At 73.4% G+C, this 14,148-nt stretch carries 13 protein-coding genes; 5 read left to right on the top strand and 8 right to left on the bottom strand.

Going from position 1 to position 14,148, the window contains the following annotated elements; all coding sequences use genetic code 11:
* Positions 1-7 precede the first annotated feature (7 nt).
* Both DEJ46_RS07230 and DEJ46_RS07225 read left to right on the top strand, forming a co-directional pair.
* The gene (locus tag DEJ46_RS07230) at positions 8-313 is read left to right on the top strand and encodes a 4a-hydroxytetrahydrobiopterin dehydratase (protein WP_150264718.1); all 306 of its coding nucleotides are present in this window, start codon (positions 8-10) and stop codon (positions 311-313) included.
* Between the two features lie 60 nt (positions 314-373).
* Complete coding sequence (locus tag DEJ46_RS07225; RefSeq protein ID WP_150274203.1) at positions 374-1,108, top strand: class I SAM-dependent methyltransferase; 735 nt, start codon at positions 374-376, stop codon at positions 1,106-1,108.
* Here the strand turns inward: DEJ46_RS07225 and DEJ46_RS07220 are convergent.
* Entirely contained in the window at positions 1,075-1,587 is a 513-nt protein-coding gene (locus DEJ46_RS07220) for a hypothetical protein (protein WP_150264717.1), read from the bottom strand. The genes DEJ46_RS07225 and DEJ46_RS07220 overlap by 34 nt on opposite strands.
* Before the next feature lie 39 nt (positions 1,588-1,626).
* Between DEJ46_RS07220 and DEJ46_RS07215 the strand changes: the two genes are divergently transcribed.
* Positions 1,627-2,577, top strand: a complete 951-nt coding sequence (locus DEJ46_RS07215; protein ID WP_150264716.1) for a helix-turn-helix transcriptional regulator — start codon at positions 1,627-1,629, stop codon at positions 2,575-2,577.
* A gap of 43 nt (positions 2,578-2,620) precedes the next feature.
* Here the strand turns inward: DEJ46_RS07215 and DEJ46_RS07210 are convergent, their stop codons facing one another.
* Positions 2,621-3,508, bottom strand: a complete 888-nt coding sequence (locus DEJ46_RS07210; protein WP_150264715.1) for an NmrA family transcriptional regulator — start codon at positions 3,506-3,508, stop codon at positions 2,621-2,623.
* A 95-nt stretch (positions 3,509-3,603) separates the two neighbouring features.
* On the opposite strand from DEJ46_RS07210, the gene DEJ46_RS07205 reads away from it, so the two are divergent.
* Both DEJ46_RS07205 and DEJ46_RS07200 read left to right on the top strand, forming a co-directional pair.
* Entirely contained in the window at positions 3,604-4,536 is a 933-nt protein-coding gene (locus DEJ46_RS07205) for an AraC family transcriptional regulator (RefSeq protein ID WP_150264714.1), read from the top strand.
* 92 nt (positions 4,537-4,628) lie between these two features.
* Positions 4,629-5,630 (top strand): class I SAM-dependent methyltransferase, encoded by a 1,002-nt coding sequence (locus tag DEJ46_RS07200; RefSeq protein ID WP_150264713.1) that lies wholly within the window; start codon positions 4,629-4,631, stop codon positions 5,628-5,630.
* A gap of 19 nt (positions 5,631-5,649) precedes the next feature.
* On the opposite strand, the gene DEJ46_RS07195 is transcribed toward DEJ46_RS07200, so the two are convergent.
* From DEJ46_RS07195 to DEJ46_RS07170, 6 genes are all read right to left on the bottom strand, one after another.
* Complete coding sequence (locus tag DEJ46_RS07195; protein ID WP_411757727.1) at positions 5,650-6,099, bottom strand: RICIN domain-containing protein; 450 nt, start codon at positions 6,097-6,099, stop codon at positions 5,650-5,652.
* 46 nt (positions 6,100-6,145) lie between these two features.
* A complete protein-coding gene (locus tag DEJ46_RS07190; protein ID WP_150274201.1) occupies positions 6,146-6,940 on the bottom strand; it encodes an aldo/keto reductase in 795 nt (264 codons plus the stop codon).
* A 98-nt stretch (positions 6,941-7,038) separates the two neighbouring features.
* Complete coding sequence (locus tag DEJ46_RS07185; RefSeq protein WP_150264711.1) at positions 7,039-7,797, bottom strand: ABC transporter ATP-binding protein; 759 nt, start codon at positions 7,795-7,797, stop codon at positions 7,039-7,041.
* Positions 7,794-10,670 (bottom strand): ABC transporter permease subunit, encoded by a 2,877-nt coding sequence (locus DEJ46_RS07180; RefSeq protein WP_150264710.1) that lies wholly within the window; start codon positions 10,668-10,670, stop codon positions 7,794-7,796. Before DEJ46_RS07180 ends, DEJ46_RS07185 begins: the two co-directional genes overlap by 4 nt.
* 12 nt (positions 10,671-10,682) lie before the next feature.
* On the bottom strand, positions 10,683-11,951 hold the full coding sequence (locus DEJ46_RS07175) for an ABC transporter substrate-binding protein (protein WP_150264709.1): 1,269 nt from the start codon (positions 11,949-11,951) through the stop codon (positions 10,683-10,685).
* A 113-nt stretch (positions 11,952-12,064) separates the two neighbouring features.
* Positions 12,065-13,894 (bottom strand): AMP-dependent synthetase/ligase, encoded by a 1,830-nt coding sequence (locus tag DEJ46_RS07170; RefSeq protein ID WP_150264708.1) that lies wholly within the window; start codon positions 13,892-13,894, stop codon positions 12,065-12,067.
* Positions 13,895-14,148 lie beyond the last annotated feature (254 nt).

Genomic DNA, 14,148 nt, shown 5'->3' with positions numbered 1-14,148 from the left:
CACCACCGTGCCCACACAGCCACTGTCGCAGAAGGAGATCGAGGACCGACTGCGGGAGCTCCCCGGATGGTCCGTCGAGAGCGACCACCTCATCCGCACCTACCGGCTCGGCGACCACTTCGCCGCGACCGCCCTCGTCGTGCACGTGGCCCAGATCCAGCAGGAGCTCGACCACCACTCCGACCTGACCCTCGGCTACAACACCGTGGCCGTGTCCGTGAACACCCACTCCGTCGGCGGGGCCGTCACGGAGCTGGACTTCAGGCTCGCCGAGCGCGTGGAGGGGATCGCGCCGGGCCACGGCGCCAACTGAACAGCCGTTCCCGCCCGTTCCCCCGCGCCCCTACGTAAGATCATCCGCATGGCGGACACCATGCTCGACTACGAGGCCGAGGCGGCGCACTACGACCGGACCCGCGGCGGCGTGCCCCGCGCCGAGGCCGCGGCCGAGGCCGTGCTGCGCCTCGTGCCGCCCGGCGCGCGCACGCTCCTCGACCTCGCCTGCGGCACCGGCCTCGTCACCGAGCGCCTCACCAGGACCGGCCTGCGGGTGTACGGGGCCGACGCCGCCCACGCGATGCTCAAGGCGGCCACCAAACGCCTGCCGGGCCGGACGGTCCGCGCCGACGCCCGGCGACTGCCCCTGCCCGACGCCTCCCTGGACGCGGTCTCCGCCGTCTGGCTGCTGCACCTCGTCCCCTTCGCCCCCGAGATCGTCGCCGAAGCGGCCCGCGTCCTGCGCCCCGGCGGCGTCCTGATCGCCACCGTCGACAAGGACGCGGCCCACGACGTCGGCAGCGACATCGACGACATCCTCCGCCCCCACCGCTCGGAGACCGTCGCCGGCGACCGCTCGGACCTGATCACCCGTCACGCCGCCGCCCACGGCCTCGGCGCCGCCCCCGGCACCCACTTCGAGGGCCACGGACAGGGCCGCACCCCGGGCGACACCGTACGGAGACTGCGCAGCGGCTACTTCGCCTCCTGGTACACCGGCGACCCGGCCACCACCGAGGCGCTCGCCGCCGCCCTGGAGGCCCTCCCGGAGCAGGACCGCCCCCGGGACGACCCGCGCTACCGGCTGGCCCGCTTCGTCAGGCGCGGCTGAACACTCCCGTTACCCGTCGTGCCGGAGGGCAGCACGTCCGCGAGATAGCCCGACAGGTCCGGTGCGTCCGGGGTCAGCATGTGGCGTATCCAGGAGTCGCGTTCGTGCCCGACCGGGGCGAGCTCCCACACGCAGCCGATCCACGAGCGGTCCACCCGGACGAAGTGCGTCGGGTCGGTGTCGGGGCAGTCGAGGGCGGCCTGGCCGGCGGCGGCGCCGCCGAAGTGGAGCACGTTGTCCCACACCCAGCTGTACGCGTTGAGGTACGCGCCGGTGTCGTCGCCCCGGTGCAGCACCACGAAGCCCGCCGCGGCCGTGCCGTCCGGCGGCGGCAGAAGCTCCGGAAGCAGTGCGTACGCCGCCTTCTCGACCTCCGGTTCGATGCCCGCCGGATCGGAGGTGACGTGGTAGCGCTTGAGCTGCCGCCCGGCGATCTCGACCGGCGGCAGCGCGAGGAGGTACTTCTCTGCGAAAGCCATGGCTGGACTGTAGGAGGACTTCACTGACACCTTGTGTCAGTGAAGTCCAGCCGGCTCCTCTCGATCCTTCTGCTGCTCCGCACCCGGGGCCGGATGACCGCCGCCGAGCTCGCCGCGGAGCTGGAGGTCTCCGTCCGCACCGTCTACCGCGACGTCGAGTCGCTGCACCTCGCCGGGGTGCCGCTCTACGGTGACGCCGGACACCGCGGCGGCTACCGACTTCTCGCCGGGCACCGCTCCGGCCTCACCGACCTGTACACCCGCGAGGCCGAGGCGCTCGTCCTCGCCGGCATGCCCGGCGCCGCCGAAGGGCTGGGCCTCGGAGCGCACTTCACCGACGCCCGGCTGAAACTGCGCGCGGGCCTCCCGGCGCCGCTGCGCGAGCACGTCGACCGGCTGCGGGCCCGCTTCCACATCGACGCCCCCGGCTGGTACGACGAGGGCCACGAGGCGCCGTTCCTGCCCCAGGTCGCCGACGCGGTCCGCACCGGCCGTGTCCTGGAGCTCCGCTACCGGCGCTGGACGGCGCCGACCGACGTCGACCGGCGCCTCGAACCGTACGGCCTCGTCCTCAAGGCCGGCCGCTGGTACCTGGTCGCGGGGCCCGGCCCCCGCACCTACCGCGTCGACCAGATCCTCGACCTCACCGTCACCGACGAGGAGGCCACCGTCCCGGAGGGTTTCGACCTCGCCGGGCACTGGCGCGCGAGCCAGGCCGACTTCCACGCCCGACTGCACCGGGGCGAGGCACTGGTCCGCGTCTCCGCGGCCGGCGCGGCCCGGCTGACCGGCGCCGCCGCCCGGGCGCTCGCCGCGACCGGCACCCCGGAGCCGGACGGCTGGACCCGGGCCACCCTCCCCGTCGAGTCGACCGACCACGCCCACGACACCTTCCTCGCGCTCGGCACCGACGTGGAGGTGCTGGCCCCCGCGGAGCTCCGCACCCGCATCGCGGAGACCGTACGGACGCTCGCCCGGCGGTACACCTGAGGCGGCCTCAGGAGTGCCCCCCACTTCGGGCCGCCGCGCCGGCTCAGGCGTCGGCGGCGCCGCCCCAGGTCTCCGCCGCGAACCCGGCGAACGAGCGCGGCTCGCGGCCCAGGACCCGCTTCACGCCGTCGGTCGCCGAGGCGTTGTGGCCGTCGAGGAGCGTCGCGAACAGGTCCGCGAGCCACTCTGCCTCCGGGGCCGGCAGACCGACGTCCGTGAGGAGCCCGGCGTACTCCGCCGCCGGCATCGCCTCGTAGACCACCGGGCGACCCGAGACGCGTGAGATCTCCGCCGCGACCTCCGCGAAGGACACCGGCCGCGGACCCGTCACCTCGTGCACCCGCCCCGCGTGCCCGTCCGCCGTCAGGGTCTCGACGATCACGTCCGCCAGGTCGTCCGCGTCGACGAACGGCTCCAGAGTGTCACCCGCGGGGAAGACCAGCACCCCCTCCGCGACCCCCTCCGCGAGCAGCCCCTCGGAGAAGTTCTGCGCGAAGAACGAGGCCCGCACGACGGTCATCTCGACCCCGCCGGCCGCCTCCCGCAGCGCCTGCTCCGCGACGAGCGCCGTGGGCTCCCCGCGCCCGGACAGCACCGTCAGCCGCCGCACCCCGTGCTCCGCGGCCAGGCGGCCGAAGGTCCGCATCGCCTCCACCGCGCCGGGGGCGGCGAGATCCGGGTAGTAGGCCACGTACGCGGCGTCCGCGCCCCGCAGCGCCGGACCCCAGGTCTCCGGAGCCTCCCAGTCGAAGGGGACCGCTCCGGTGCGGGAGCCGGCGCGGACCGTCAGCCCGCGCGCCGCGAGCCGCTCGGCCACCCGCCGCCCGGTCTTGCCGGTGGCGCTCGTCACGAGGACCGTCCGCAGGCCCGCCGAGGCCTGAACGCCGTTCCCGCTCTGCGTGTTCTGCGTGTTCTGCGTGTTCGTCGTCATGGCTCAAGACTCCCGCCCACGGCTCCCACCGCCCATGCTCCGCAGTCTCAGGACCCTACGCGTGCGTCTCACCCGGCCGCCTACTCTTACGACTCATGGACGCACTCGCCGGACTCCTCGACGGACCCCGCGCCCGGGGCGCCTTCCTGCTCCGCATGATCATGGAGCCGCCGTGGTCCGTACGCATCGAGGACAGTGCGCCGATCTGCCTGATGTGTGTCACCGAGGGCGAGGCCTGGATCGTCCCCGACAGCGGCGAACCCGTCCTCCTGCGACCCGGCGACATCGCCATCGCCCGCGGCCCGGAGCCGTACACCGTCGCCGACACCCCCGACGCCCCGCCGCGCGCCGTGATCGGCCCCGACGGCACCTGCACCACCCTCTCCGGGGAGCCGCTCTCCGAGACCATGCGGCTCGGCGTCCGCACCTGGGGCAACGCCCCCGACGGCGGCACGACGCTCCTCGTCGGCACGTACCGGTGGGACGGCGAGGTCGGCCGCCGGCTGCTCGACGCCCTGCCAGGGCTGCTGCACCTGCCCGCGGAGGAGTGGAACTGCCCTCTCACGCCCTTCCTCGGCGAGGAGATAACCCGCGACGAACCCGGTCAGACCGCCGTCCTCGACCGGGTCCTCGACCTGATGCTCATCACCGGCGTCCGCGCCTGGTTCTCCCGGCCGGGCGCCGAGGCCCCCGCCTGGTACCGCGCCATGGGCGACCCGGTCGTCGGCCGGGCGCTCCGGCTCCTCCAGAACGACCCCGCCCACCCCTGGACCGTCGCCTCGCTCGCCGCGAAGTCGGGTGTCTCCCGGGCCGCGCTCGCCCGCCGCTTCGCCGAGCTCGTCGGCGAGACCCCGATGGCGTACCTCACGGACTGGCGGCTCACGCTCGCCGCCGACCTGCTGCGGGAGACGGACGCCACTGTCGAGTCGGTCGCCCGGCAGGTCGGCTACAGCACCGCCTTCGCCCTGAGCGCCGCCTTCAAGCGGGTGCGCGGGCTCAGCCCGCAGGAGCACCGCGCCCGGAGCTGAGCGGGCCGGCCGGCCGGCGCCACGAGAGGGAATCCTTTGCCGGACCGGCAACATTTCTCGCGTATCCCGCCGCCTCGCCCCACCCTGGAACCATGAGCCAGCACCACGCATCGCACCAGGGCCACGACCACGGGTCGAACCAGTCGAACCAGCCGAGCCACGACCACGGGCCGAGCCACGACCATGGAGAGCATCAGGGCCACGGTCAGAACCACGGCCACGGAACGGGCCACCACCACGACAGCACCCACACCCACCCCGACTGGAGCGAGATGGCCCTGCTCCTGGAGCGGCAGGCCGAGATCGCCAGCCCCGCCTACACGGAGGCCGCTGTCTGGCTCGGCACGCTCGTCCCGGTTCACGGCGTGCGGCGCGTGCTCGACATCGGCAGCGGCCCGGGTGTCGTCACCAGCCTGCTCGCGGAGTCCTTCCCGGTCGCCGAGACGGTCGCCGTCGACGGCAGCCCCGAGCTCCTCGAGCGGGCCCGTGACCGTGCGGAGGCCCGTGGCCTCGGCTCCCGCGTCTCGACCCTCCACGCCGAACTCCCCGAGGCCATCGGCAGCCTCGGCGAGGCCGACCTCGTCTGGGCGGGCAACTCCCTGCACCACATCGGCGACCAGCGCGCCGCACTCGCGGAGTTCGCGGGCCTCCTGCGCCCCGGCGGCCTGATCGCGCTCGTCGAGGGCGGCCTGCCCACCCGCCACCTGCCCTGGCACATCGGCATCGGCCGGCCGGGCCTCGAAGCCCGCCTCGACGCCGCCCACGCCTACTGGTTCGGCGAGATGCGCGCCGAACTCCCCGGCTCCGTCGACGAGCCGGACGACTGGCGGGCGCTCCTCGCGGGCGCCGGCCTCACCCCCGCCGGCACCCGCACCTTCCTCACGGACGTCCCCGCGCCCGTCTCCCCGGTCGTCCGGGAGCTGGCCGTCTCGCACTACCAGCGGCTCCGCGAGGGCTTCGGCGACCGGATCGACGCGGACGACCGCAAGACGCTCGACCGCCTCCTCGACCCGGCCGACGAGAAGTCCCTGCACCACCGCACGGACCTCTTCCACCTGACGGCCCGGACCGTCCACACCGCCCGCAAGGGCTGACGGCCCGGGCGCGTATACCTCAGGACACCGGCTCCAACTGCCACCACTGGGAAGGGGAGTCGGAGTCCTCCCACTGCCGTACGGACGCGCCGGGCTCGCGCGAGCCGTCCGCCACCTCCAGGTACAGCCCGCTGACGAAGCTCACGAGCGCCACCGTGCCCGGCGACTGGAGGTCCTGCTCGATGATCCACTCCTGCGCGCCGAAGTTGTTCGGCTTCCACTGCTGGATCAGCGCGCCGTTCTCCGTGGACGCGTTCATGACGTCGAGCCGCTTGCCGCTGGCCGCGTTGACCAGGTGGTAGAGGCCGCCGCCGTTCGGCACGGACGTGATGTGCCAATGCTGCCCGGCGGCGCCGTCCTCGACCCCCTGGTGCATCTTGGCGCCACTGCGGCCCGACCCCCCGGGCACCTCCAGGAGCAGCCCGCTCGCCACGTTCCGTACCCGGTAGAGGCCTTCCTCGACGGGCATCGGGGCACCACTCACGGTGCGTTCCCCCTCTCTCGCACGGCCGCGCTCACGCTCCGACGTGGAACTCCGCCGGGTCCGGCCCGATACGGCGGTTCTCGTCGAGCGCGGCGATCGCCGCCAGGTCCTCCGGGTCGAGCGTGAAGTCGAAGACGTCGATGTTCTCGCGGATGCGCGAGGGGGTCACCGACTTCGGGATCACCACGTTCCCCAGCTGGAGGTGCCAGCGCAGCACCACCTGGGCCGGCGTCCGCCCGTGCTTCCGCGCGATCGCCAGGATCGCCGGAACCTCCAGGATCCCCTTGCCCTGGCCGAGCGGCGACCACGCCTCCGTCGCGATGCCGTGCCGGGCGTGCGCCTCGCGCGAGGCCGCCTGCTGGAGCTGCGGGTGCAGCTCGATCTGGTTGACGGCGGGCACGACGGACGTCTCGCCGATCAGCCGGTCCAGGTGCTCGGGAAGGAAGTTCGAGACGCCGATCGCCCGCGCCCGCCCGTCCGCGTGGATCTTCTCGAAGGCCCGGTACGTGTCGACGTACGCGTCCTTCGACGGCAGCGGCCAGTGGATCAGGTACAGGTCGACGTGGTCGAGGCCCAGTTTCTCCAGCGAGGCGTCGAAGGCACGCATCGTCGCGTCGTAACCCTGGTCGCTGTTCCACAGCTTGGTGGTGACGAACAGCTCCTCGCGCGGGATCCCCGAGGCGGCCACGGCCTGCCCGGTGCCCCGCTCGTTCTGGTAGATCGCGGCCGTGTCGATCGAGCGGTAGCCGGCCTCCAGCGCGGTGGCCACGGCCGTCGCCGCCTCGTCGTCCGGCACCTGCCACACGCCGAAGCCCAGCTGCGGCATCGGCACGCCGTTGTTCAGGGTGAGGGAAGGAACCTTGCTGTCCGTGCTCACGTGCGGTCGTTCCTAACGTCGTCGGATTACTCCCTGGGGCAACGATCTCAGCCCCCGTCGCATTCCGCCGGACGGGCGCCCGAGCCGAGGTACGCCTCCCGCACGGCCGGGTCGGCCCGGACCTCGGCGGCCGTCCCCTCGGCCAGGACGCGCCCGAGGTCCAGGACCACGACACGCGAGCACAGCTCCATCACGAAGGCCACGTTGTGCTCGACGAGCAGCACCGCGCAGTTCTCCTCCTCGGCCATGTGACGGACGACGGCGGCGAGCAGGCGGCGCTCCTCGGCGGTCGTCCCGGAGGCGGGTTCGTCGAGGAGGAGCACCCGGGGCGGGTCGGCCAGGGCCCGGGCGAGCTCGACCATGCGGGCCTGCCCGACCGGCAGCGCGCCCGCGTACGCGTCGGTGAGCGCGTCGAGCCCGCACTCCCGGAGCACGGCGGCGGCCCGCTCGCGGTGGCGGCGCGTCCCCGGCCGCAGCCCGCTCCGCCAGTCCTGGGCCACCACCAGATTGTCGGCCACCGTCAGCTGCCCGAAGAGCTGCTGGCGCTGGAAGGTGCGGCGGACGCCGTGGCGGGCCCGCCACACGGGGGAGCGGCGGGTGATGTCCTCGCCCGCGAAGGTGACGCTTCCGGCGTCGGGCCGCCGGATCCCGGACAGGACGTCGAACAGCGTGGTCTTCCCGGCGCCGTTCGGTCCGATGAGTCCGCAGACCTCCCCGGGCCGTACGGCGAGCGTCACGTCCCGCAGGGCGTGGACGCCGCCGAAGCGGACGTCGATCCCGCCGGCGTGGAGCAGCGCACTCGTCATCGGCGGACTCCCGTCCCCAGATAGGCCTCGGCGAGCCGGTCCGTGTCCACCTCGGAGCGTGGCCCGGACCAGGCGATCTCGCCCTGCGAGAGGTACGCGACGGTGTCGGCGACACCGAGCACCTCGGCCGCCTTCTCCTCGACGAGGAGCAGCGCCGTGCCGCTCGCCCGCAGCTCGGTGAGGAGGCGGAAGACCTCGTCCACGACGCGGGGCGCGAGTCCGAGGGACGGCTCGTCGGCGACGAGGACGGCGGGCGGGCGCTGGAGGAGCGGGGCGAGCGCCAGGATCTGCTGCTCGCCCCCGGACAGGGAGCCCGCGGCGACGGAGCGTCGGGACGCGAGCGCGGGGAAACGCGCGTACACGGCGTCCCGGTCCTCGGGCGCGGGCAGTTGCAGCGCCAGGTTCTCCTCGATGGAGAGCCCGGCGAAGATCCCCCGCCCCTCGGGCGCGAGCCGCACCCCGCGCCTGGCCCGCCGGACGGTGTCGTCCCCGGTGGCGTCCAGACCCCCCACGCGTACGTGCCCTGCGGACGGCCGGAGCAGCCCGGCGGCCACCCGGCACAGGGTCGACTTGCCCGCCCCGTTGGGCCCGAGCAGCACGAGCACCTCCCCGCCGCGGACCTCCAGGTCGACGCCGTGCACCACCGCCGCGCCTCCGTATCCGGCCCGCACGCCGCGCAACGCGAGCGCGGGTGGCTCGGAGCCGGGCCTTCGTACCGGCTCGCGCGGCTCCCGGCGAACGGCCGTGGCTCCGGCGGGAACCGGGTCGGGAACCGGGTCGGCCACCGGGTCGGGAACCGGGTCGGCCACCGGGTCGGGAACCGGGTCGGCCACCGGATCGGCCACCGGATCGGCCACCGAATCGGGCGCCCGCGCCGGCGCCTGCTCGGGTACGGGAACCGCCATCGGCACCTGCGCCTGTACCTGCACCGGCGGGGCGTCCCCCCGCCCCCGTACGGCCGCCGCCCGCGCCGCCCGCGCCGCCCGCCGTGAGGGCAGCGCCGCGCAGTACCCGTCCGGGTCGTTCGCGAGCGCCAGGCCCGCCAGGCCGAAGAGGATCACCGGCAGGTGCGCGGACTCCGTCACATAGGTCGCGAGGAGGTGCGGGACCACCGCGAAGCCCAGCCCCGCCACCACCGCGAACTGCGGGCGCCGCACCCCCGCCGCGACCACGACCGCCAGCCACACCAGCCCCGTCATCGCCGTGAAGTCCGTCGCCGTGATCCGGGTGTTGTACGAGGCGTACAGCACGCCCCCGAAGCCCGCGAGGCCCGCCGACACCGTGAAGACGAGGAGCTTCGTGCGGACGACCGACACCCCCGAGGCCGCGGCTGCCTCCGGCGCCGAGCGGACCGCGAGCACCGCCCGGCCCCAGCGGGAGCCGCGCAGCCAGGTGAGCAGCCACACGACCGCCCCGGACAGCAGGACGAGCGCGACCCCCAGCGCCCGGTCGTCGCCGAGGTCCAGCGGGCCGAGGACGGGGCGCGGGACCTCCCAGCCCGTGTCCCCGTTGCGCAGCCACCCCACCTGGAACAGCACCTGGTCCGCAAGGAACGCGAGGGCCAGCGTGGCGAGCGCAAGCGACCGGCCGCCGAGCCGCAGCGCGGGCAGCGCGACCACCGCACCGAGCAGCGCCGCCGCCGCCGTACCGACCGCGGCCGCGGCCACGAAAGGCCAGCCGTGACTCATCAACAGCCCCGCCACCAGCGCCGCTCCCGTCACGAACGTCGCCTGGGCGAGCGACACCATGGCCCCGAGCCCTGTGACCACCGTGAACGACATGAAGACCAGCCCGATCGCGAGGCCCTGCGCGAGGATCCCCGACCAGAACGGCGTGGTGACCGTGTAGAAGGCCGTCGCGAGGAGCGCGCCCGCCACGACCCACGCACCCCACCGGCGGCACCGTCCCTTCCCCGCGAGGTAGTCGACCGGCGGCGGATCGGCGGCGGCCGTGCCCGCCGCGCGCCGCCGCCGCGCGAGGACGACGAGTCCGCCGAAGAGGATGAGGAACGGCACCGCCGTCCGGAAGCCGGTGATGTCCTCGGCGAACGACGCGTACCCCGCCACCAGGTTCTGCAGCACCCCGAGCCCGAGCCCGCCCGCGAACGCGAGCGGCACCGAGAGGAAGCGCCCGAGCACCGCCGCGGTCGCGGAGACGAACAGGAAGAGCGTGTAGTCGTGGGCGGAGAGACCGAGGAGCGGGGTCGCGAGCACCCCGGCGAGGCCCGCGAGACCCGACGACAGCATCCACGCGATCGAGGACAGCCGGTCCGCGCTGACGCCCCGCAGCTCCGTCAGCGAGCGGTTGTCGACGGCAGCCCGCAGTTGCAGCCCGAGCCGGGTGTGCCGCATCAGCACCCACAGCCCGGCCGCCACCACGGCCGTCGCGACCCAGGTGATCAGCTGGTCGGAGTCGATGCCGACGCCGTCGAGCGGCTGCCACGACACCGCCGGGCTCGGCCCGACCCCGGGCAGCCCGAACTGGTTCTCGGCCGGCTGGACCGGGGCGCCGGCCCGCTGCAGGAGCTCGACCACCCACAGCCCGGCCGCCGGCAGGGCGACCAGCAGGCCGATCGTGGCCACGATCTGCGCCGTCTCCCCGACCCGGGCCAGCTTGCGGAACATCAGCCGGTCCAGGCCCCAGCCGAGCGAGGGCGCGACGACGCAGACGAGCAGCAGCGCCGTCGGCACGGCGGGCCAGCCGAAGCCGGAGTGGAGCTCGTAGAAGGCGAGCGCGCACAGGTAGGCGGTGGCGCCGTGCGCGAAGTTGAAGAGTCCGGAGGCGGAGTACGAGAGCACGAGGCCGGTCGCGAGCAGCGCGTACAGCGCGCCCGAGACCAGCCCGCTCAGCACGAAGCCCAGCAGGTCACCCACGGCGAGGCGCCCCTAGCCGAAGGGGATCGCCGGATAGCACTTGAACGGCACCGCCACCTCGTAGCGTCCGTTCTTCAGCCGGACGAGCGCCCCGCAGCCGAAGCTCTCCTTCTGCCCCTTGGGCTCGGCGCGGTCGCCGACGAGGGTGCCGGTGTCGGAGAAGCCGCTCGCGGCCTTCTGGAAGGACTCGACGGTCAGCTCCTTGCCCGCCTTCGCGGCGATGGACAGGAAGAGGTCGGCCGACATGTAGCCGGTCATCATGTGCATGTTGAGGGGCAGATCCTTGCCGCCGGCCGCCTTCTTGATGTCCGCCTTGAACTGCGTCATCGCGGGGCTGTCCGCCTCGAACGGCTGGAACTGCAGCAGCACGTGCACCCCGTCGAGCGCCTGCCGCGTCGCGTCCTTCGCGAGCAGCCCGGGGTCGTAGTCGGTCGGGTCGGTGAGGACGCCCTTGTAGCCGGACCGCTTGAGCGCGGTGAACAGGCCGATGTTGTAAGGGGTCTGCATCACCGAGACGACGACGTCGGGCGCGGAGCCGCCGGGGCCCGACCGGAGGATCTCCTTGGTGTACGCCGACCAGTCGCTCGGCATGGAGGTCGCGGGCACCGAGGGCTTGGCGTAGGCGAGGGTGAAGCCGGCCGCCCTGAAGCCCTGGGTGAAGGTACGGATGCCGAACTTGCCCGCGTCGTTGTCGCCGGCGATCAGCGCGACCGACTTGCCGCGGGCGCCGCCGAGGACGGTGGCGAGCCCCTCGGGCCAGGTCTGGTTGAGGGTGCCGCCCGGGGTCGGGACGAGGCAGCCGTTGAAGCCGTAGATGTACTTCGGACCGCAGAACGAGGGGAGCGTGCCCCAGCCGACGGTGGGCACCTTCCGGCCGTTGAGGAAGTCGGCTCCGGCGAAGGTGACCGAGCTCATGGGGGAGACGGCGAAGACCTTGTCCTGCTGGACGAGCTTGCGGGCCGCCGCCAGGTTCCTGGCCGGGTCCTGGCCGTCGTCCTCGGCGCCCAGGTAGTCGATCCTGCGGCCGTTGACACCGCCCTCGGCGTTGGCCCGGTCGTAGCGCGCCTTGGCGCCGAGATCGGTGTCCTTCTTGGAGTAGCCGCTCGCGGTGGTCATGGAGACGATGCCGCCGACCTTGATCGCGTCGGCGGTGACTCCGCGTACGGAGGATCCCGGGGAGCCGGGCTTTTCCGAAGTCCCACCGGTGGAGGCCGAGTTGCAGGCCGTGGCGAGGAGCAGGGCCGCTGATGCGGCGGCGAGGGTGCGGATCGGTCGCAGCACGTTCGGTCGTCCCTCCGTCGGGTGACCGCATTCTGTGACCGAGCTGATGAACCGTCAATAACTGACGCAACGTCAATTGATGATGCGTCAGAACTTCCCGCCGGGCGCCCCCGTCACCCGTACAGCGCCTCGACCTCCGCCGCGTACGCCCGCTCGATCGCCTTCCGCTTCAGCTTCAGCGAAGGAGTCAGCAGCCCGTGCTCCTCGCTGAACGGATGCGCCAGGATCCGGAACGTACGGATCGACTCCGCCTGCGACACCAGCGTGTTGGCCGCCACCACACCCCGCCGGATCTCCGTCTCCAGCGACGGATCGCGCACCAGCTCGGCCGGCGACAGGGGCGGCCGCCCCTGCATCGCGAGCCAGTGCTCCACCGCCTCCTGATCGATCGTCACCAATGCGGCGATGTACGGCCGGTCGTTGCCCACGACGATGCACTGCGCGATCAGCGGATGCGCCCGCACCCGCTCCTCCAGACCCGACGGCGCGACGCTCTTGCCGCCCGAGGTCACCAGGATGTCCTTCTTCCGCCCCGTGATCGTCAGATAGCCGTCCTCGTCGAGCGACCCCAGATCACCCGTCGCGAGCCAGCCGTCGTTGAGGACGGCGGCAGTCGACCGCGGATCGTTGAGATAGCCCGAGAACACCTGCCCGCCGTGCAGCCACACCTCACCGTCCTCCGCGATGTGCACCGTCGTCCCCGGCACCGGCTGCCCCACCGTGCCGTACCGCGTCCGCTCCGGCGGATTCGCGGTGGCCGCGGCCGACGACTCGGTCAGCCCGTACCCCTCGAAGACCGTGATCCCGGCGCCCGCGAAGAACAGGCCCAGCCGGCGGTCCATCGCCGAACCGCCCGACATCGCGTGCCGCATCCGCCCGCCCAGCGCGGCACGGACCTTCCCGTACACCGTCCTCTCGAAGAACTGGTGCTGCACCCGCAGCGCGGCGGACGGCCCCGGGCCCGTGCCGAACGCCTTGTGCTCCAGCGCCTCCGCGTGCGCGACCGCCACCTCCACCGCCTTGTCGAAGGGCGCCGCCCGCCCGTCGCGCTCCGCCCTGCGCCGGGCCGCGTGGAAGACCTTCTCGAAGACGTACGGGACGGCCAGGACGAAACTCGGCCGGAACGCCGCCAGGTCCGGCAGCAGCTCCGCGGCCGCCATCACCGGCTGGTGCCCCAGCTTCACCCCCGCCCGGACCGCCGCCACCTCCACCATCCGCCCGAAGACGTGCGCCAGCGGCAGGAACAGCAGGGTCGACGCCTGCTCCCCGGGCCGGGACCGGAAGACCGGGTCCCAGCGGCCCGTCAGCATGTCCGACTCGAACATGAAGTTCGCGTGGGTGATCACACAGCCCTTCGGTCTGCCCGTCGTCCCCGAGGTGTAGATGACCGTGGCCACCGACTCGGGCGTCACCGCCCGCCGGTGCCGCTGCACGACGTCCTCGTCGATCTCCACGCCCGCCGCCGTCAGCTCGGCCACGGCCCCCGCACCCGCGTCCAGCTGCCACAGACGCTGGAGCCGGGGGAGCCGGTCGATCACCGACCCGATCGTCATCGCATGGTCCTCGTGCTCCACCACACACGCCGTGACCTCGGCGTCGTGCAGCATCCAGAAGACCTGGTCGGCGGAGGACGTCGGATAGATCGGCACGGGCTGCGCGCCCAGCGTCCACAACGCGAAGTCGAAGAGCGTCCACTCGTACCGCGTACGGGACATGATCGCGACCCGGTCGCCGAACCGCACCCCCTGCGCGATCAGCCCCTTCGCGAGACCGAGGACCTCGTCCCGGAACCGCGCCGCCGTCACGTCCCGCCACTCCCCGTCCCGGCCCTTGCGGCCGAACGCGACCCGGTCCGGGTCGGCGAGGGCGTGCTCGAACACGGCGTCCGCCAGACCGCCGACCTGAGGCGCCGCCGCGACGGGCGGCACGGTGAACTCGCGCACTGGCCTGCTCCTCCCTAGGGCCTGTCCGGCGGATCAGGGTCGGGTTGGCTGAAAGGGACCGCTGTCGCGCTCCGTACGGCGCGGGTGACGGTACCCCACCCGCCTGCCCGGCGGGAGGGCCTTCACCAAGCCGGGACAATCCGCGTTCCCACAGGTCAGCATGGGTGGGGAGACCAAGTGGGGCGTACGGCGGGTGTGTTGCAGACCGACCGGTACGTCCACCCCGCGCGAATCTCCACGGAATCTGTACCCCC

The organism is Streptomyces venezuelae (assembly GCF_008642375.1).
In the GTDB taxonomy this organism is placed as follows: Bacteria; Actinomycetota; Actinomycetes; order Streptomycetales; family Streptomycetaceae; genus Streptomyces; species Streptomyces venezuelae_G.
Note: the sequence above shows the minus strand (reverse complement) of the source record. Positions and strands in the feature narration are given on the sequence as shown.